This is a genomic window from Pseudomonas spelaei, from assembly GCF_009724245.1.
GTDB lineage: Bacteria > Pseudomonadota > Gammaproteobacteria > Pseudomonadales > Pseudomonadaceae > Aquipseudomonas > Aquipseudomonas spelaei.
The window spans coordinates 12,706-32,367 of the sequence record NZ_WNNK01000043.1 but is presented as its reverse complement, the minus strand read 5'-3'; the positions used below and the strand labels follow the sequence as shown (position 1 = coordinate 32,367).

Annotated in this window: 15 protein-coding genes and 4 tRNA genes; 10 read left to right on the top strand and 9 right to left on the bottom strand. The window is 59.8% G+C overall.

Annotation, left to right across the window (positions count from 1 at the left end):
- Window positions 1–50: 50 nt before the first annotated feature.
- From GNF76_RS28290 to GNF76_RS28275, 4 genes are all read right to left on the bottom strand, one after another.
- Window positions 51–126, bottom strand: a tRNA-His gene (locus GNF76_RS28290).
- Between the two features lie 131 nt (window positions 127–257).
- Window positions 258–342 (bottom strand) — tRNA-Leu (locus GNF76_RS28285).
- A 56-nt stretch (window positions 343–398) separates the two neighbouring features.
- A tRNA-His gene (locus GNF76_RS28280) sits at window positions 399–474 on the bottom strand.
- A gap of 32 nt (window positions 475–506) precedes the next feature.
- Window positions 507–583 (bottom strand) — tRNA-Arg (locus tag GNF76_RS28275).
- A 276-nt stretch (window positions 584–859) separates the two neighbouring features.
- Between GNF76_RS28275 and folD the strand changes: the two genes are divergently transcribed.
- Window positions 860–1,714: a bifunctional methylenetetrahydrofolate dehydrogenase/methenyltetrahydrofolate cyclohydrolase FolD gene (gene folD / locus GNF76_RS28270; RefSeq protein WP_155586343.1), complete on the top strand. Its 855-nt coding sequence runs from the start codon at window positions 860–862 to the stop codon at window positions 1,712–1,714.
- Window positions 1,715–1,922: 208 nt separating this feature from the next.
- Window positions 1,923–2,861 carry a D-alanyl-D-alanine endopeptidase gene (gene pbpG / locus GNF76_RS28265; protein WP_178123639.1) on the top strand — a complete coding sequence of 313 codons (939 nt, stop codon included), beginning with the start codon at window positions 1,923–1,925 and terminating at the stop codon, window positions 2,859–2,861.
- Window positions 2,862–2,907: 46 nt separating this feature from the next.
- Here the strand turns inward: pbpG and GNF76_RS28260 are convergent, their stop codons facing one another.
- Window positions 2,908–3,579, bottom strand: a complete 672-nt coding sequence (locus GNF76_RS28260) for a peptidase C39 family protein (protein WP_155586346.1) — start codon at window positions 3,577–3,579, stop codon at window positions 2,908–2,910.
- Window positions 3,580–3,791: 212 nt separating this feature from the next.
- Between GNF76_RS28260 and GNF76_RS29390 the strand changes: the two genes are divergently transcribed.
- Window positions 3,792–3,953, top strand: a complete 162-nt coding sequence (locus tag GNF76_RS29390; protein WP_178123638.1) for a hypothetical protein — start codon at window positions 3,792–3,794, stop codon at window positions 3,951–3,953.
- Between the two features lie 7 nt (window positions 3,954–3,960).
- Here GNF76_RS29390 and GNF76_RS28255 read toward each other — a convergent pair whose 3' ends face one another.
- Window positions 3,961–4,371 carry a PA0061/PA0062 family lipoprotein gene (locus GNF76_RS28255; RefSeq protein ID WP_155586341.1) on the bottom strand — a complete coding sequence of 137 codons (411 nt, stop codon included), beginning with the start codon at window positions 4,369–4,371 and terminating at the stop codon, window positions 3,961–3,963.
- Window positions 4,372–4,586: 215 nt separating this feature from the next.
- Between GNF76_RS28255 and GNF76_RS28250 the strand changes: the two genes are divergently transcribed.
- Genes GNF76_RS28250 through GNF76_RS28240 form a run of 3 tightly spaced genes read left to right on the top strand, consistent with a single transcriptional unit; the run spans window position 4,587 to window position 10,366 of the window.
- Complete coding sequence (locus GNF76_RS28250) at window positions 4,587–7,808, top strand: efflux RND transporter permease subunit (protein ID WP_155586340.1); 3,222 nt, start codon at window positions 4,587–4,589, stop codon at window positions 7,806–7,808.
- On the top strand, window positions 7,798–8,964 hold the full coding sequence (locus GNF76_RS28245; RefSeq protein WP_155586339.1) for an efflux RND transporter periplasmic adaptor subunit: 1,167 nt from the start codon (window positions 7,798–7,800) through the stop codon (window positions 8,962–8,964). The genes GNF76_RS28250 and GNF76_RS28245 overlap by 11 nt, the downstream gene beginning before the upstream one ends.
- A complete protein-coding gene (locus GNF76_RS28240) occupies window positions 8,948–10,366 on the top strand; it encodes an efflux transporter outer membrane subunit (protein ID WP_155586338.1) in 1,419 nt (472 codons plus the stop codon). Before GNF76_RS28245 ends, GNF76_RS28240 begins: the two co-directional genes overlap by 17 nt.
- Before the next feature lie 161 nt (window positions 10,367–10,527).
- On the opposite strand, the gene GNF76_RS28235 is transcribed toward GNF76_RS28240, so the two are convergent.
- Complete coding sequence (locus tag GNF76_RS28235; protein WP_155586337.1) at window positions 10,528–11,811, bottom strand: Zn-dependent hydrolase; 1,284 nt, start codon at window positions 11,809–11,811, stop codon at window positions 10,528–10,530.
- 162 nt (window positions 11,812–11,973) lie between these two features.
- Window positions 11,974–13,461 (bottom strand): NCS1 family nucleobase:cation symporter-1, encoded by a 1,488-nt coding sequence (locus GNF76_RS28230; protein ID WP_155586336.1) that lies wholly within the window; start codon window positions 13,459–13,461, stop codon window positions 11,974–11,976.
- A 601-nt stretch (window positions 13,462–14,062) separates the two neighbouring features.
- Here GNF76_RS28230 and hydA point away from each other — a divergent pair.
- The 3 genes from hydA to preA all read left to right on the top strand — a co-directional run bounded on the left by hydA (window position 14,063) and on the right by preA (window position 18,296).
- On the top strand, window positions 14,063–15,502 hold the full coding sequence (gene hydA / locus GNF76_RS28225; RefSeq protein ID WP_155586335.1) for a dihydropyrimidinase: 1,440 nt from the start codon (window positions 14,063–14,065) through the stop codon (window positions 15,500–15,502).
- Between the two features lie 152 nt (window positions 15,503–15,654).
- Complete coding sequence (locus tag GNF76_RS28220; RefSeq protein WP_178123637.1) at window positions 15,655–17,022, top strand: FAD-dependent oxidoreductase; 1,368 nt, start codon at window positions 15,655–15,657, stop codon at window positions 17,020–17,022.
- Window positions 17,022–18,296: an NAD-dependent dihydropyrimidine dehydrogenase subunit PreA gene (preA, locus tag GNF76_RS28215; protein ID WP_155586334.1), complete on the top strand. Its 1,275-nt coding sequence runs from the start codon at window positions 17,022–17,024 to the stop codon at window positions 18,294–18,296. Before GNF76_RS28220 ends, preA begins: the two co-directional genes overlap by 1 nt.
- A gap of 134 nt (window positions 18,297–18,430) precedes the next feature.
- Here preA and GNF76_RS28210 read toward each other — a convergent pair whose 3' ends face one another.
- A complete protein-coding gene (locus tag GNF76_RS28210) occupies window positions 18,431–19,051 on the bottom strand; it encodes a TetR/AcrR family transcriptional regulator (RefSeq protein ID WP_154744911.1) in 621 nt (206 codons plus the stop codon).
- A 144-nt stretch (window positions 19,052–19,195) separates the two neighbouring features.
- Between GNF76_RS28210 and GNF76_RS28205 the strand changes: the two genes are divergently transcribed.
- Window positions 19,196–19,639: an acetyltransferase gene (locus GNF76_RS28205; RefSeq protein WP_155586333.1), complete on the top strand. Its 444-nt coding sequence runs from the start codon at window positions 19,196–19,198 to the stop codon at window positions 19,637–19,639.
- The last annotated feature ends 23 nt before the right edge of the window (window positions 19,640–19,662 follow it).

Here is a 19,662-nt window from a genome sequence, read left to right as displayed (position 1 = left end):
CAGGCAAGAAAAAAGGCGCCAGATTATTAATCTGGCGCCTTTTCAGAATATGGGGTGGACGAAGGGGATCGAACCCTCGACAACGGGAGTCACAATCCCGTGCTCTACCAACTGAGCTACGCCCACCATATTGCATTTTGTGCTGGAGCAATCTGGTGATTACCCCGCGACAGTTGAACCGGTGATCAAAAAAAGCCGCTGATCGCTACTTTCCCAACCTATCCCATCAAAGCCGATCACTCTGACGAAATTGAATTTGGTGCGGATGAAGAGACTCGAACTCTTACACCTTGCGGCGCTGGAACCTAAATCCAGTGTGTCTACCAATTCCACCACATCCGCGTGTGAAGCTGTTAAAGCAAAGGCGCCAGACTATTAATCTGGCGCCTTTTTAAATATGGGGTGGACGAAGGGGATCGAACCCTCGACAACGGGAGTCACAATCCCGTGCTCTACCAACTGAGCTACGCCCACCATATAGCGCTACTTGTGCCAAAGCTGCCTAATGGCGCACCCGGCAGGACTCGAACCTGCGACCATCCGCTTAGAAGGCGGATGCTCTATCCAGCTGAGCTACGGGCGCCTTATTAATCTGTACTCTTGGAGGATTACAAACTAAGTGCTTTCAAGCCTTTCAGAACAACAATTCTGCTAGACCTTCTGAGCCAGTGCTAGGCTGTGCCCGACAAGTGCGACGAATAGTATAGACGCCCCCCAAACCCGTCAAATCTTTTTTGAAAAAAATTCATTTTATTTAAGGGGTTAGGGGAATTTGCAGACCAAGCGCCTTTGCCCTCACGTCCTGGCATGCGAGAATGCATGCTCTTTTCTTCTCCCTCTCGATGGTTAATCACGCGTAATGACTGCACAACTTATCGACGGCAAATCGATCGCCGCCAGCCTGCGCCAGCAGATCGCCAAACGTGTCGCCGAGCGTCGCCAGCAAGGCCTGCGCACGCCAGGGCTTGCGGTGATACTGGTCGGCAGCGATCCCGCCTCTCAGGTTTATGTCTCGCACAAGCGCAAAGACTGTGAAGAGGTCGGCTTTATTTCCAAGGCCTATGACTTGCCTTCCGATACCACCCAGCAGGCCCTCACCGACCTGATCGACAGCCTCAACGACGACCCGAGCATCGACGGCATCCTGCTGCAGCTGCCTTTGCCAGAGCACCTGGACGCCTCCAAGCTGCTGGAGCGCATCCGCCCGGACAAAGACGTCGATGGCTTCCATCCTTATAACGTCGGTCGTCTGGCCCAACGTATCCCTCTGCTGCGCCCTTGTACCCCGAAAGGCATCATGACCCTGCTGGAAAGCACCGGCGTTGATCTTTACGGTCTCGACGCGGTCATTGTCGGCGCCTCCAACATCGTGGGTCGCCCGATGGCCATGGAGCTGCTGCTGGCCGGTTGCACCGTGACCGTTACCCACCGCTTCACCAAGGACCTGGCCGGTCATGTCGGCCGCGCCGACCTGGTGGTAGTCGCCGCCGGCAAGCCGGGCCTGGTGAAAGGTGAATGGATCAAGGAAGGCGCCATCGTCATTGATGTAGGCATCAACCGCCAGGATGACGGCAAACTGGTGGGTGATGTGGTGTATGAAACCGCCCTGCCTCGCGCCGGCTGGATTACGCCGGTTCCGGGCGGCGTTGGCCCGATGACCCGTGCCTGCCTGTTGGAAAACACGCTGTACGCGGCAGAAACCCTGCACGACTAATAACCAGCAGCTCTGAAAAAGCCCTGCCTTATGGCGGGGCTTTTTATTGGACGGAGAAAAATCACTTTTTTCTTTGTTTTTAAGAGCTTTCGTCTGGTTTTAGAAGCACATTCGACAAAATCTGATCCATACTCCTCAAATGTAACGTCATTTGTCAGAAAGCCCGTTGCAGAACGGTATATCCCTACTTTTTAGCGAGTTCATCCGCGTGAAAATTCGTCTTTCTCTCGTCAGCCTATTTTTTGCACTTACAGGCACCTTCGTCAGCGCTAACGTCGACGCCCGCGAAACCACTATTGCCCCCCGAGACACTTCGCAGCTGCACATTGCCTCCGGCAGCGCGATGCTGGTGGACCTGCAGACCAACAAGATCATCTATGCCAGCAACCCGGACGTGGTCGTGCCAATCGCTTCGGTAAGCAAGCTGATGACCGGCTTGATCGTGCTGGAAGCCAAGCAGAACATGGATGAGTACATCGACATCAACATCACTGACACGCCAGAAATGAAAGGCGTGTTCTCCCGGGTCAAGATCGGCAGTGAAATGCCACGCAAAGAGATGCTGCTGATTGCCCTGATGTCCTCGGAAAACCGCGCCGCCGCTAGCCTGGCCCATCACTACCCGGGCGGCTACGCAGCCTTTATTGCAGCGATGAACGCCAAGGCCAAGGCACTGGGCATGACCCATACCCACTATGTGGAGCCCACCGGCCTGTCGATCCATAACGTCTCGACAGCGCGGGACTTGAGCAAGTTGCTGGCAGCCGCACGCAAGTACCCGATGCTCAGCCAACTGAGCACCACCAAGGAAAAAACCGTGGCTTTCCGCAAGCCCAACTACACCTTGGGCTTTTCCAACACCGACCATTTGATCAACCGCGCCAACTGGGACATCAAGCTGACCAAGACCGGATTTACCAACCAGGCCGGCCACTGCCTGGTGTTGGTGACAAGCATGGGCAATCGTCCGGTGTCGCTGGTGATCCTCGACGCGTTCGGCAAATTCACGCATTTTGCCGATGCCAGCCGCATTCGCAATTGGGTTGAAACCGGCAAGAGCGGCTCGGTGCCAGACGTGGCGCTGCGCTACAAGGCTGACAAGAACCTGAAAAACCGTCAGGGTGTGGTGCAGACATCCGAGCGCTGACAGGCTTTCGACCACAATAAGAAACGGCGCCCTTGAGCGCCGTTTTTTATGGCTTCGCGGCCAGCACCTTGAGTGCCTGGGCCGCTGCCTGCTCCTGCCCTGCCTGGGCCAAAGCACTGGCCGCTTGCTGCCAACGCTGGGTATCCACGTTGGCTGGCAATTGGCTAGGTCGCTGAACCAGGATCGCCCAGTGACCAGCGCTCTCCCACGCGGACTCAAAGGCACTGAAGCCCATCAGCAACCGTTGATTCATCCCCGAACGCAACAACACCGTGCCTTTCTGCTGGTTGAAGCCCACCAGCACGGCGTAACGCGGCCCGGACCAGAAGCTCGAGCCCTCGGTAATCCGCACCATGACCGGATACCCGGCCGCCACTTGCGTCAGTAACGCCGGCAGCTTGGGATCCAGTGGGTAAACCAGCATGCCGTATTCCCGGGCCAGTACCTGCATATTGCGCTCAAGGTCCGCCTCGGCCCCCGGCAAATGCAGTGGCTTATCCAGCAACCCCGGTGTAATCACAATGCCTTGTTGGGACAGCATGCTGGCCAAGGCAGAAGGACCACTCAGGTAGGCCTCAGTGCGGAAACCCGCCACGCCATTGAGTTCGACCCGCTCTGGCAGGCCCTGGATTTTCGAAGGATGCCCGGCGCAGGCCGCCAGCCCCAGGACGCAGGCTGCCAACAGCCAGGAGGTTTTAACGTTCGACCGTAACCGCAACTTCATCACTCTCTTGATCAAATGCCGACGTGGGCGTTGATCATAGGACGCTCTTGAACCGGGGTATAGCCTTGAGCCGCAGTAAATGGCCCCGCATAGAGCAAACAAGTTGGACACACACGACCATTGGTCAATAGCACGCAACGGTCCGCTGGCTAGACTGTCCATTGAACAGACAGTGTGTGCCCTGCACAGGGCAAAAGGAGGCACTCATGAGCCTGACGACAACGATTCTGCTACTGGTATGCGGCTGGCTTTCAGTGGCCGGTGCCATGCTGTGGGGCGTGCTGCGTGTTACCCGGCGGCACCATCCTCCACAGGTAAAACCCGTGGCACCCGACACGTCACACAAACCCGCCGCGCACCACGCCTGACCCTGCCTCACCCCGGCATGCAATTGAAGTCCTGGGTGTGGGCCACTTCCTTGCCATGACCATCCATCAGCTCGGCCCGTACGGTGGTGCCCAGGCTTGATTCCACCAAGGTGTAATGCTCACCGGCCTTGAAGTTCTTGTAGTCGACATGGCCCTGGCAATCCTGCTGGTTGTCGTCACCCGCCTCTTCTTCAAACAAGGTCACGTCGAGACGATGGGCGCCGGGTTTGACTTCAAAATAGCGACCATCATCGATGCGCTTACCATCCACCCGCTCGGCCATCAGGTCGTTGGGCGCTTCCTCTTGCAAGCCGATCCAGGCTTCACTCGGGTCCGGCTGCGGCATAGGGCCGGCGCAGGCCGACAACAGCAGGACCGCACTCAAGGCCGGGATCAACAACAAGGGTTTGAGGGACATGGCAGAACTCCAGAAGGACAAGAGTGAACGGGCAAAAGGTGCCTCGTCCGAACGGTATCCAGCTTGTTACTGCCACCATTGTTGAACAAATGAATACATATGAAAGGATCTTCAGGCATTACCTAAAACTTCCTTCACTTGGCTGAAAGGTGCGTGTTAGGTGGGTCGGGCAAGACTGCCGGGGTTTGCAATCCCACTCCTTTGGAGGTTCAGGCATGCTCGGGCTGGTAAAGACCGCACTGCTCAAGCCCTACACGTTTATCGTGCTGGCAATTTTCATCTGCATCATCGGGCCCATGGCGGCCCTGCGTACCCCCACTGATGTATTCCCCGATATCGGCATCCCCGTGGTGGCGGTGGTCTGGCAGTACAACGGCCTGTCGCCGGACGCCATGGCCGGCCGGGTGATCTACACCTACGAACGCTCCCTGAGTACCACCGTCAACGACATCGAACACATCGAGTCCCAGTCGTTGCCAGGCATGGGCATCGTGAAGATCTTCTTCCAGCCCGGCGTCGACATCCGCACCGCCAACGCCCAGGTAACGGCGGTGTCACAAACCGTACTCAAACAGATGCCACCTGGCATCACTCCACCGTTGATCCTCAACTACAGCGCATCGACGGTGCCGATCCTGCAAATGGCGTTCTCCAGCCCGACCCTCTCCGAGGCAAAGATTCGCGACCTGGTGCAGAACAATATCCGCCTGCCCCTGAGCGCCCTGCCCGGCCTGGCCATGCCGACCCCCATGGGCGGCAAGCAACGCCAGATCACCCTTGACCTCGACCCACAAGCCCTGGCCGCCAAAGGCCTGTCCGCCCAGGACGTGGGCAACGCGCTGGCCTTGCAGAACCAGATCATCCCGGTGGGTACCGCCAAGCTCGGCCCCAACGAATACACGATCCTGCTCAACAACAGCCCCAAAGCCATTGATGAACTGAACGACCTGCCGATCAAGACCGTCGACGGCGCGATCATCACCATCGGCCAAGTAGCCCACGTGCGTGATGGCTCGCCACCGCAGACCAACATTGTGCGGGTCGATGGCCATCGCGCCGTGCTGATGCCTGCGCTGAAAAACGGCAGCATCTCCACACTGTCGATCATCGACGGCATTCGCCAAATGCTGCCGCGTATCAATGAAACCTTGCCGCCGTCGCTGAAGACGTCGCTGTTGGGTGATGCGTCGGTATTCGTCAAACAGTCGGTGGGCAGCGTTGCCCAGGAAGGCATCATCGCTGCGCTGCTGACCAGTGCGATGATCCTGCTGTTCCTCGGCAGCTGGCGCTCGACCTTGATCATCACCGCCTCGATTCCGCTCGCCGTATTGTCAGCCATCGCCCTGCTGGCAGTCAGCGGCCAGACCCTCAACGTCATGACCCTCGGCGGGCTGGCGCTGGCGGTGGGGATCCTGGTGGACGACGCCACGGTGACCATCGAGAACATCAACTGGCACCTGGAACAAGGCAAGGCGGTGAAGACGGCGATCCTCGACGGCGCCAAGCAGATCGTCGGCCCGGCGTTCGTCTCCTTGCTGTGTATCTGCATCGTGTTTGTGCCGATGTTCATGCTGCAAGGCATCGCCGGCTACCTGTTCCGGCCGATGGCCCTGGCGGTGATCTTTGCCATGGCCAGTTCATTCATTTTGTCGCGAACGCTGGTACCGACGCTGGCGATGTACCTGCTCAAGCCGCATGCGCCGGAGCCCGGCCTGGGGCATCACCCGGAAGATGAATTCATCAACCATCACGAAGGTGAGCAGCACAAACCCCAACGCCACGCAGCCCTGCAAGCGGTGTTGAGTTTCCAGCAGGGTTTCGAGCGCCACTTCTCCAACGTGCGTGATGTTTACCATGGCCTGCTGACCCTGGCCCTGGGTTATCGCAAGCGCTTTATCGTCGGTTTCCTGGCCTGCGTCCTCGCCTCATTCCTGCTGCTGCCAAGCCTGGGCCAGGACTTTTTCCCGGCCACTGATGCCGGCGCGCTGGCGATGCATGTACGCCTGCCTTTAGGCACGCGGATCGAGGAAAGCGCCGCCGCCTTTGACCGAATCGAAGCGCGGATCCGCGAGATCATTCCGGCGGAACAACTGGACACCATCGTCGATAACATCGGGATTCCCTTGAGCGGGATCGACATGGCCTACAGCAGCAGCGGCACGATCGGCCCGCAGGACGGCGACATCCAGGTCAGCCTCAAGGCCGACCACAGCCCCACCGCCGACTACGTGAAAAAACTCCGTGAAGCCCTGCCCGAAAGTTTCCCCGGCAGCCACTTCGCGTTCCTGCCGGCAGACATCAGTAGCCAGATTCTCAACTTCGGCGCACCCGCCCCGTTGGACGTGAAGATTTCAGGACGCAATGACGAAGAAAACCGCGCCTATGCCTTGGAGCTCGAACGCCGACTGCAGCATGTGCCGGGCATTGCTGACCTGCGCATCCAACAGTCCACCGGCTATCCGTCCCTGCAAGTCAACGTCGATCGCATGCGCGCCAACGGCCTGGGCATTACCGAACGTGACGTGACCAACAGCATGGTCGCGTCACTGGCCGGCAGCTCGCAAACCGCACCGACCTTCTGGCTCAACCCGGCCAACGGTGTGTCCTATTCGATCGTCGCCGCGACGCCGCAATACCGTCTCGACAGCCTGCCATCACTGGAAGCCTTGCCGGTCACCGGTGCCGATGGGCAGTCACAAATCCTTGGCGGCGTGGCAACCATTTCCCGCGTGCAAAGCCCGGCGGTGGTCACCCACTACAACATCGAGCCGACCCTGGACCTGTACGCCAACGTGCAAGGCCGCGACCTCGGCGGCGTCGCCCGTGACGTGCAAAAAGTCCTCGATGACACCGCCGCCATGCGCCCCAAAGGCGCGACCATCAGCCTTCACGGGCAGATCGACGCCCTGCATGAAGCCTTCAACGGTTTGAGCTTCGGTCTGCTGGGCGCCGTGGTGCTGATCTACCTGTTGATCGTGGTGAACTTCCAGTCGTGGGTCGACCCGTTCGTGATCATCACCGCCTTGCCCGCGGCGCTCGCCGGGATCGTGTGGATGCTGTTTCTCAGCGGCACCTCGCTGTCGGTACCGGCGCTGACCGGGGCCATTTTGTGTATGGGGGTGGCCACCGCCAACTCGATTCTGGTGGTGAGCTTCTGTCGAGAGCGCCTGGCCGAACACGGCGATGCCTTGAAGGCTGCGCTGGAGGCCGGTTACACCCGTTTCCGTCCGGTGTGCATGACGGCACTGGCGATGATTATCGGCATGCTGCCCCTGGCCTTGTCCGAGGAGCAGAACGCCCCGCTGGGCCGGGCCGTCATCGGCGGCCTGATCCTCGCCACCACCGCCACCCTGCTGTTTGTTCCCGTGGTCTTCAGCCTGGTCCACGGTCGTCATCCTACTCGCGCTGCTGCTGGAGAAAGCCCACATGTCGTCTGATCACAAACCCTCGCGCAAGCGCTTGATGCTCATGGGTGTCGGCGGCCTGACCCTGGCCGCCCTGTTGGTCGCCAACGGCCTGCATGCCCGCACGATGCACGAAAAGGCGGTCACCGCCTGGACCGAAACCGCCGCAATACCGCAAGTAATGGTGTTCCAGCCCAAGCAAAATGTCGCGGGCGATACCCTGCGCCTGCCCGCGCACCTGGAAGCCTGGAGCAAGGCGCCGATTCATGCACGGGTCAGCGGCTACCTGAAGGACTGGAAAGTCGATATCGGCGCCCACGTCAAAGCCGGGCAGGTCCTCGCCGAAATCGACAGCCCCGACCTTGATCAGCAAGTGGCACAAACCCACGCCCGACTGATCCAGGAACAGGCCAATGCACGTCTGGCCGAAACCACCGCGACCCGTTGGCAAAACCTGCTGGCCAGCCATTCAGTCTCGCGCCAGGAAGCCGATGAAAAAACCTCGAATGCCGCCGCAGCCAAAGCCAATGCCCAGGCTGCCGCAGCCGACTATGCACGGCTCTCGGCGCTGGAAGACTACAAGACCATCCGCGCCCCGTTTGCGGGCGTCATCACCGCGCGCAACACCGACATCGGCCAGTTGATCAAGGCCGACAACGACAGCGATCCGGAACTGTTCGACATCGCCGACACCCATCAACTGCGCCTCTACGTGCCGGTGCCGCAGAATTATGCAGCGGTGATTCACCCTGGGCTTGAGGCGCAACTGACGGTCCCCGAGCATCCTGGCAAGCACTTCGGCGCGCGCTTGATGGGCGACTCCACCGCCATCGACCGCCGCTCCGGCACCCTGCTCGCCCAGTTCGTCGCCGACAACCCCGACGGCCAGTTGCTGCCCGGTGACTACGCCGAAGCCACCTTGGCGATTCCGGCGGATACCCATGGCGTCAGCATCCCCGCCAGTTCGCTGATCTTCCGCGCCCAAGGCACCCAGGTTGCCGTGCTGGATGCAAAAAACCATGTACACCTGCAAGACATCCATATCGGCCTGGACCTGGGCGAACGCCTGGTGATCGACCAGGGCCTCAACCCCGCCGACCGCGTAGTCGACAACCCTCCGGATGCGCTGCGTGAAGGCGACTTCGTGCAACTGGCCGACGCCGGAGGTGCTCATGCGCCCAAGGCTTAAACCCCTCGCCGCGCTGGTATTGCTGGCGCTGCAAGGCTGCTCGATGGCGCCCACCTACACCGTGCCGGCGATTGACCTGCCGGCGCAGTACCGCGAACAGACCAGCGATGGTCCGTGGCACAGCGCGCAACCTGCCGACCAACTGGCGCCACAATGGTGGTTGCTGTATCAAGACCCGCGCCTGGATGACCTGCAACAACGACTGCTGAACGCCAACCCGGACTTGGCGGCGGCGCTGGCGCATTTCGATGCATCCCAGGCGTATGCCAGCCAATTGCATGCGGGGCTATTTCCGCAAATCACCGCCAGTGCGCAGCCATTGCGTCAACGCCAGTCAGACAATCGACCGCTGCGGGGCGACACGCAACCTTCGGTGTACAACAGCAACACCGCCGGTTTTTCCCTGAGCTACGACCTGGATCTGTGGGGCAAAATCCGCAATCAGGTAGCGGCCGGTGACGCCCAGGCCCAGGCCTCGGGCGATGACCTGGCGGTGGCGCGCCTGAGCCTGCAACATCAACTGGCGACGTTATATGTGCAGCTCAATGGACTGGATGCCCAGAGCCGAATTCTCAGCAAATCCCTGGATGATTTCGGCCAGGCGCTGCAACTGACCCGCAGCCGTTACGAGGGCCAGATCGCCTCGGAACTGGACCTGACTCGCGCGCAAAGCCAACTGGCGCAAGCCGAGGCGCAATTGGATGACGTGCGTGGCCAGCGCAACCTTACCGAGCATGCGATAGGTGAGTTGGTCGGCGTGTCAGCCAGTGATTTCCAACTGCCGCCGAGTCAGCAACTGATCGCGCTGCCGGGTATTCCGCAACAGCTGCCGAGCCACCTGCTGCAACGTCGGCCCGATATCGCTGCCGCGGAACGGCGGGTGTTTGCCGCCAACGCCAATATCGGCGTGGCCAAGGCGGCGTGGTACCCGGACTTCAGTTTGACCGGGTTGATTGGCGGGCAAACCCAAGGCGTCGGCAACTTGTTCTCGGCGGCTAATCGGTATTGGGCGCTGGGGCCGTTGGTCAATCTGCCGATCTTCGACGGTGGACGGTTGAGTGCCAACGAGCGTCAAGCCAAAGCCGAGTTTGAAGAGGCTTCAGCGCATTACCGCAGCCAGGTTTTACGGGCAGTGCGTGAGGTGGAAGATAACGTGGCGCAGCTGCGGGATTTGCAGCAGGAAGCGCTGGATGAACAGGCGGCGGCGAATGCGGCAGAACATACTCAGGCACTGGCGATGAACAGCTATGAAGCCGGCGCGGTGAGTTATCTGGACGTGGTGACGGCGCAGACGGCGGCGTTGCAGGCGCAGCGTACGTTACAGGCGGTGCAGACGCGGCAGTTGCAGGCGAGTGTCGGGTTGGTCACGGCGCTGGGTGGGGGGTGGAAGCCGGACGCTTGAGGTTGGTTGGGCGATGGACGACAGTGCAGAGAACAGTAACGGCCTTTCGGGCCCCATCGCGAGCAAGTCGAGGGCGGTGTGTCAGGGGTAAAATATTACCTGACACACCGTTATCGCAGGCAAGCCAGCTCCCACATTTGATCGATGTGAAACCTGCTGAATCAGGCGGCGAGTTTCCCGCTGGCAATCGCCGCCGACGCTGCCACCATCGCTCGCAGCAGCACCGCACATCCCGCCGCCAAGTCATCCGGCGCGGCATTCTCGATTTCGTTGTGGCTGATACCGCCTTCACACGGCACGAAAATCATCCCCGCTGGACCGAGTTCAGCCACGAAGATCGCGTCATGCCCTGCCCCGCTGACGATATCCATGTTCGACAGGCCCAAGCCATTGGCCGCATTGCGCACGGCATCCACGCAGCCTTTGTCAAAGTACAGCGGCGGGAAGTCGGCGGTGGGGACCATCTCGAATGTGAGCCCGTGTTTGGCGCAGGTGTCGTCGATTACCTTGCGCACCTGGGCAATCATCGAATCCAACCGCGCCGGTTCCAGATGACGGAAGTCCAGGGTCATGCGCACTTCCCCAGGGATGACGTTGCGTGAGCCGGGATAGGCTTGCAGGCAGCCAACGGTGCCACAGGCGTGAGGTTGATGCCCCAGCGCGGCAGCGTTGACGGCGGCAACCACGGCAGCGGCGCCTACCAGGGCATCCTTGCGCAGGTGCATGGGTGTCGGGCCGGCATGGGCTTCCACCCCGCGCAACTTGAGATCGAACCATTTCTGGCCCAGGGCGCCGAGCACCACGCCGATGGTCTTGCGCTCATCCTCAAGGATCGGGCCTTGTTCGATATGCGCTTCAAAATAGGCGCCCACCTTGTGCCCGCTGACCGGGCGCGTACCGGCATAGCCAATCGCGTTCAGCGCATCCCCGACGGTCACGCCGTCAGCGTCGGTCTTGGCCAGGGTATCGGCCAGGGTGAATTTCTCGGCGAACACGCCGGAACCCATCATGCAGGGTGGAAAGCGCGAGCCTTCTTCGTTGGTCCACACCACCACTTCCAGCGGGGCTTCGGTTTCGATATTGAGATCGTTGAGGGTGCGCAATACCTCCACCCCGGCCAGCACGCCGAAGCAGCCGTCGAACTTGCCGCCGGTAGGTTGGGTGTCGATATGGCTGCCGGTCATGACTGGCGGCAACTTGGGATTACGCCCAGGACGGCGGGCGAAGATATTGCCGACGCCGTCGATGGTGACCGTGCAGCCGGCCTCCTCGCACCACTTCACAAACAGGTCACGGGCTTGGCGATCGAGGTCGGTCAGGGCCAGGCGGCAGACACCGCCTTTGGGCGTGGCGCCGAGCTTGGCCAGCTCCATCAGGGACAGCCACAAACGATCGCGGTTGATGTGCTGATGGGTGGATTGCAGAACGTCTGTGGCAGCGTTCATGGGGATCTCCTCAGGCTGTATTTCTTATGAGTTGATTCAAGTCAAACTGTGCAAACCCGATCAAATGTGGGAGCTGGCTTGCCTGCGATGCGGGCAGCTCGGTACTTCAGTTACACCGAGGCGATGCCATCGCAGGCAAGCCAGCTCCCACATTGACCGTGTTCACAAGGGTGTTTTCACAGCAACCGGGCTGGCCCCGCGCTTCATGCACAGGCCGTAATACAACAACCCGCCCAGCGCCGAGCCGGTGAACCAGCCGTAGCTGTAGAACCAGCTGAATGCATCACTGCCCAGTGACAACAACGTCAGCACCACCGGCACACCGAAGGCGATAAAGCCATACCAGTTCCATGCCGGGTACACGTCGTCACGGTACAAACCGGCCAGGTCCAGTTGCTGTTTCTTGATGATGAAATAGTCCACCACCATGATCCCGGCAATCGGCCCCAGGAGGCTTGAGTAGCCCAGCAGCCAGTTGGAATAGACCGTTTCCAGGCTGACGTTGGAGACGATCAGCCCCAGCTTCTTCAGCAGTTCATGGCCCATCAGCGCCAGCCCGACCAGCCCGGTGAGGATCACTGCCGTGGTGCGGTTGATCAGCTTGGGGGCGATGTTCTGGAAGTCGTTGGTGGGAGAGACGATGTTCGCCGCCGTGTTGGTGGACAAGGTGGCGATGATGATCAGTGCCATGGCCACGGCCACCCACCCCGGGCTCTGGATATGACCGATCAGCGTCACGGGATCGGAGACGCTGACGCCCACCAGTTTTACTGAAGCTGCGGTCATGATCACGCCGAGGGCGGCGAACAGGAACATGGTCAGCGGCAAGCCGAAAATCTGCCCGAGGATCTGGTCCTTCTGGCTTTTGGCATAGCGACTGAAGTCGGGAATGTTCAACGACAAGGTGGCCCAAAAACCGACCATCGCCGTCAGCCCGGCCATGAAGTAACTGGTGACACTGGCGCCCTCCGGCCGCTTGGGTGGAATCGCCATCAGTTCCGTCAGGGAAACATTAGGCAAAGCCCATACCAGCAGGCCGATTCCCACGGCCACCAGCAACGGTGCAGACAGGGTTTCCAGCCACTTGATCGACTCGGCGCCGCGTAACACCACCCACAGGTTCAGGGTCCAGAAAATCATGAAGCCGATCACTTCACCGGTGCCGCCCAATGACTTCCAGCCTTCGAAAATCGAGCCGAGAAACAGGTGGATCGCCAGCCCGCCAAACATAGTCTGGATACCGAACCATCCGCACGCCACCAGGGCACGGATCAGGCACGGCACATTGGAGCCGATCACCCCGAAGGAGGAGCGCAACAACACCGGGAACGGAATGCCGTACTTGGTGCCGGCGAAGGCGTTGAGGGTCAGGGGGATAAGCACGACCAGGTTGGCCAGCAGAATCGCCAGCAGTGCTTCTCCCACCGACAAACCGAAATAGGCGGTCAGCACACCGCCCAGGGTGTAGGTCGGCACACAGATCGACATGCCGATCCACAGCGCGGTGATGTGCCACTTGTTCCAGGTTCGTTCGTGCACCTTGGTCGGTGCGATATCGTGGTTGTAACGAGGGCTGTCGAGGACGTCGGGGCCGGCGTCGAGTTCATACAGGCCGTCGCGTTCGGTGACTTGCGATCTGTTCTGTTGCATGGCCGCTCCACGGTTTTTTCGAATTATTTTTGCTCATCCCGCAACACGCGCAGGATGGCCGGAGTACCTCGTTGACAACATGACATCACGGACCCGGCCAACCGCCACTGCACTCAATAACCGTGCCGCCAGCCGCAACCGTGTCCGCACCGCACCTATAACTCGCTGATGTTTATCAGCTTTATAGTATCGACCGATAAGTCCCTCGGTACTTTCAGCGTTACTCAGGCCAAATAACGCAGAAGTTGTCCGAACCATCAGGACTCAATCTGGTGCGACACAATTATTTTTATTTCCCGGCCTCGTCAAGAGGCACGTCTCAAGCGTCTGATTTGCAATAAGAAATGTTGCTTATATTGGGAACCTGTCAAGTGCGTCAAAATGGTGAATGGTCGCTACATTTTGGTGATTTTTATTTTTTATTGTTTTAAATCAGTATGTTATTAAGAATATAAGCTTATAAAAATTATTCTTGCTCATTCGAAAAACTCGGGCTAGTTTCTATTCCTGTCACCGCTGACAGGAATTAACCGACCTGCGGCGCGATGTATTACAACACTTAGAACTGGCACAAGCCGGTCAAGCCCGTGAGGAACTCGACATGTCTCTGTTGATCCGTGGCGCCACCGTTATTACCCATGATGAAAGTTACCGAGCCGATGTCTTGTGCTTCGAGGGTCTAATCCGCGCTATTGGCACTGATCTGGATATTCCGGCAGGTGCCGAGGTACTCGACGGCAGCGGTCAATACTTGATGCCCGGCGGCATCGATCCCCATACCCACATGCAACTGCCCTTCATGGGTACCGTGGCCAGTGAAGATTTTTTCAGTGGCACGGCGGCAGGTCTGGCGGGCGGCACTACGTCGATCATCGACTTTGTGATTCCCAACCCGCAGCAATCCCTGCTGGAAGCCTTTCACCAATGGCGTGGCTGGGCCGAAAAGTCAGCCTCTGACTATGGTTTTCACGTCGCCATTACCTGGTGGAGCGAACAGGTTCGCGAGGAAATGGCCGAACTGGTCAGCCATCACGGCATCAACAGCTTCAAGCACTTCATGGCCTACAAGAACGCGATCATGGCGGCCGACGACACGTTGGTAGCGAGCTTTGAGCGTTGCCTGGAATTGGGTGCGATACCCACGGTACATGCCGAAAACGGCGAACTGGTCTATCACCTGCAACGCAAGCTGATGGCCCAGGGCATTACGGGGCCGGAAGCGCATCCGTTGTCGCGTCCTTCACAAGTCGAGGGCGAAGCGGCCAGCCGTGCGATTCGCATTGCTGAAACCATCGGTACGCCGCTGTACCTGGTACACGTTTCCACCAAAGAAGCGCTGGACGAAATCACCTACGCCCGCAGTAAAGGCCAACCGGTCTACGGCGAAGTGCTGGCCGGGCATTTGCTGCTGGACGACAGCGTCTACCAACACCCCGACTGGCAAACCGCCGCAGGCTATGTGATGAGCCCACCCTTCCGTCCCCGTGGGCACCAGGAGGCGCTGTGGCATGGCCTGCAATCGGGCAACCTGCACACCACCGCCACCGACCATTGCTGCTTCTGCGCCGAGCAAAAAGCTGCTGGCCGTGACGACTTCAGCAAGATTCCCAACGGCACTGCGGGTATTGAAGACCGCATGGCGCTGTTGTGGGATGAAGGGGTCAATACCGGGCGTTTGTCGATGCAGGAGTTTGTCGCGCTGACCTCCACCAACACCGCGAAGATCTTCAACCTCTATCCGCGCAAGGGTGCGATCCGGGTCGGTGCCGATGCCGACCTGGTGCTGTGGGATCCCCAGGGTACACGGACCATTTCCGCGAAGACCCACCATCAGCAAGTGGACTTCAACATCTTCGAAGGCAAGACCGTGCGCGGCGTGCCGAGCCATACCGTCAGCCAGGGCAAGCTGGTCTGGGCCAATGGGGATTTGCGGGCGGAGCGTGGGGCCGGGAGGTATGTGGAGCGGCCGGCGTATCCGTCGGTGTTTGAGCAGTTGAGCAAGCGGGCGGAGTATTCCAGGCCGGTTGCGGTGAAACGCTGAAAGCGGCCTTCGGCCTATCGCGGGCAAGCCCGGCTCCCACATTTGAAATGCATTCCCCTGTGGGAGCTGGCTTGCCTGCGATGAGGCCAGTGCAGACAACACAAAACCACTGCCCATCAGAGGCAGCACCTCAAAACCGTGAGGCCATTACCGTGATCCAGACCCTGAACCATCTTCCACACCCCCATGAAGATGCGGCAACCCTCGCCGCCCACTTCACCGACCTGGCGCCGCCGCTCAATGCCCGGCAAGCACAGCTTGAAGCCTCGCGTTGCCTCTATTGCTACGACGCGCCGTGCATCAATGCGTGCCCCAGCGAGATCGACATTCCATCGTTCATCCGCAATATCCACACCGAAAACGTCCAGGGCGCGGCGCAGAAGATTCTCTCAGCCAACATTCTCGGCGGCAGCTGCGCCCGGGTGTGCCCGACGGAAATCCTCTGCCAGCAAGCCTGTGTGCGTAACAACGCCGAAGAATGCGCCCCCGTGCTGATCGGCCTGTTGCAGCGCTATGCGGTGGACAACGCGCACTTCAGCGAACACCCGTTCAAACGCGCCGCACCTACTGGCAAGCGCATCGCAGTAGTGGGCGCGGGCCCTGCCGGATTGTCCTGCGCGCATCGCAGCGCCTTGCATGGTCATGACGTGGTGATTTTTGAAGCCCGGGAGAAAGCCGGTGGCCTGAATGAATACGGGATCGCCAAGTACAAGCTGGTGGATGACTTCGCCCAGAAGGAGCTGGATTTTCTCCTGCAAATCGGCGGCATCGAAATCCGTCACGGCCAACGCCTGGGGGACAACCTGACCCTGAGCGACCTGCACCAGCAATTCGACGCGGTATTCCTGGGCCTTGGCCTGGCGGCCAGCAAGCAATTGGGTTTGCCTCACGAAGATGCGCCCGGCCTGCTCGCCGCCACCGACTACATCCGCGAACTGCGCCAGGCCGATGACCTCAGCCAGCTACCGCTGGCCGACCGCTGCATCGTGCTCGGTGCCGGCAACACCGCCATCGACATGGCCGTGCAAATGGCCCGCCTCGGCGCCCGTGATGTGAATCTGGTGTACCGCCGTGGCCTCAGCGAAATGGGTGCCACTAACCACGAGCAGGACATTGCCAAGGCCAATCAGGTGCGTCTGCTCACCTGGGCGCAGCCCGAAGAAGTGCTGCTGGACGATCAGGGCCGTGTGCGCGGCATGCGCTTTGCCCGCACACGAATGGACAACGGCCGACTGCAGGCCACCGGCGAGACCTTTGAGCTGGCGGCCGATGGGATTTTCAAGGCCATCGGCCAAGGCTTCGATGAAGAGGCGCTGCACGACCCATTGGCCCACGAACTGCAACGGGTGGGCGACCGTATCTTCGTCGATGAACAACTGCGTACCAGCATTCCTGGCGTCTATGCCGGTGGTGACTGCGTCAGCCTCGGCCAGGACCTGACCGTCCAGGCGGTGCAACACGGCAAGCTGGCGGCCGAAGCCATGCACACCCAACTCATGCTCAATGTGGAGGCTGCGTAATGGCCGATCTCTCGATTGTCTTCGCCGGTATCAAAGCCCCCAATCCATTCTGGCTGGCCTCCGCCCCGCCCACCGACAAGGCTTACAACGTGGTACGTGCCTTTGAAGCGGGCTGGGGCGGCGTGGTCTGGAAAACCCTCGGCGAGGACCCGGCAGCGGTCAACGTCTCGTCGCGCTACTCGGCACACTTTGGCGCCAACCGCGAAGTGCTGGGCATCAACAATATCGAGCTGATCACCGACCGTTCCCTGGAGATCAACCTGCGGGAAATCACCCAGGTGAAAAAGGATTGGCCGGACCGTGCACTGATCGTGTCGCTGATGGTGCCGTGCGTTGAAGAATCGTGGAAACACATCCTGCCGCTGGTGGAGGCCACCGGCTGCGACGGCATCGAGCTGAACTTCGGTTGCCCCCACGGCATGCCGGAACGCGGCATGGGCGCGGCGGTGGGCCAGGTGCCGGAGTATGTGGAACAGGTGACGCGCTGGTGCAAGACCTACTGTTCGCTGCCGGTGATCGTCAAGCTCACACCCAACATCACCGACATCCGCGTCGCGGCGCGTGCGGCCTATCGCGGCGGTGCCGATGCGGTGTCGCTGATCAACACCATCAACTCCATCACCAGCGTTGACCTGGAGCGCATGGTCGCCCTGCCGATGGTTGGCACCCAAAGCACTCACGGCGGTTACTGCGGCTCGGCGGTCAAGCCGATTGCCTTGAACATGGTGGCGGAAATCGCCCGTGATCCACAGACACAAGGCCTGCCGATTTGTGGGATTGGTGGCATTGGCAATTGGCGAGATGCCGCAGAATTCGTGGCCCTGGGCTGCGGTGCGGTGCAGGTGTGCACGGCGGCGATGCTGCATGGTTTTCGGATTGTCGAGGAGATGAAGGACGGGCTGTCGCGGTGGATGGACAGTCAGGGTTACAGCAGCTTGCAGGAATTTTCCGGGCGAGCGGTGGGCAATACCACGGACTGGAAGTACCTGGACATCAACTATCAGGTGATCGCCAAGATTGATCAGGCAGCGTGTATTGGCTGCGGGCGCTGTCATATTGCCTGTGAAGATACCTCGCACCAGGCGATTGCCAGTTTGAAGCAGGCGGATGGCACGCATAAGTACGAGGTGATCGATGATGAGTGCGTGGGCTGTAACTTGTGCCAGATCACCTGTCCGGTGGCGGATTGCATCGAGATGGTGGCGGTGGACACGGGCAAGCCGTTTTTGAATTGGACGCAGGATCCGAGGAATCCGTACCGGGAAGCCGTGTAGCACCGGGAAAATCACTATCGCAGGCAAGCCGGCTCCCACATTTGATCAGTGTTCGACAGAACAACCCGGCCCACTGTGGGAGCCGGGCTTGCCCGCGATGAGGCCGGCGCAGGCACTACAAACCTCAAGAAGGCTCAAGGCTCCAACCCAATCCCCCGCAAAATCACACTCGTCACCGTCTGCACCGCCCGTTCGAACTGCATGTCCGACAACGGCTGGTGCTCATTCAAAATCATCACCTGATGATCAAAGTCGGCATAGTGCTGGGTCGACGCCCAGATCATGTACAGCAAGCTCGACGGTTCCACCGGCAGGATGCGTTTGTCTTCCACCCACTGGCGAATCTTCGCTTCCTTCATCTTGGCCCAGTCGTACAGGCTGACGTCCAGTGCCTCACCGAGGGTCGGGGCGCCATGGATGATTTCGTTGGCCCAGACTTTCGAGCCATACGGTCGGCTACGGGAATGCTGCATCTTGGCGCGGATGTAGCTGCTGAGCACCACCCGCGGGTCGTCGAACATCTCGAAGCACAGCGCGTCCTGTTTCCACACTTCCAGCAGGTCGAACAGCACCGCGCTGTACAGCTCGCTCTTGGTGCTGAAGTAGTAATGCAGGTTGGAACGCGGCAGTTGCACTTCCTCAGCAATGTCGGCCATGGCGGTGCTGCCATAGCCCTTTTCCGCGAAGACCTTTTCCGCTGCCAATAGAATTTTTTCGACGTTGACCCGACGAATCCCGATCTTGTGATTGCCCATGAGGGCTCCCTGACAACGATATGGACTCAAGACTACCATCGGCTCTAGATCACGGCGACACACCACAATGAAACTTCGTACAAGAGCCTTTCCCGTACAAATCGGATTGGTTAGGATCGCCCTCCCCACGAAGGATTCTGCCCCATGGCTATTCGACAGCGTGTGGCCTCCGACGACCCTGTGCTTGCTGCATTGTGGGAACGTTCGGTGCGAGCCACTCATGATTTTCTTTGCGAAGACGACATCCAATACCTGCTGCCCCTCGTCCGGGACAGTTACCTGCCGCTGCCGGCGCTCGATATCTGGGTGTATGAAGAGCACCACGGCATTGCCGGCTATATCGCCACCGGCGGGCACAATGTAGAAATGCTGTTTATCGACCCGGACCGGCGTGGCCAAGGTGTTGGTCGCCAGTTGCTCGACCACGCCCGCCGTCGGCACGGCACCCTGAGCGTCGATGTCAATGAGCAAAACCCGCAAGCCGTGGGCTTTTACCTGCACTATGGTTTTATCCAGACCGGCCGCTCGCCCCTCGATGGCGAGGGCAAACCCTTTCCCTTGTTGCACATGGCTTTACCGAACGACTGACACTCACCTGAAGGTATTGAACA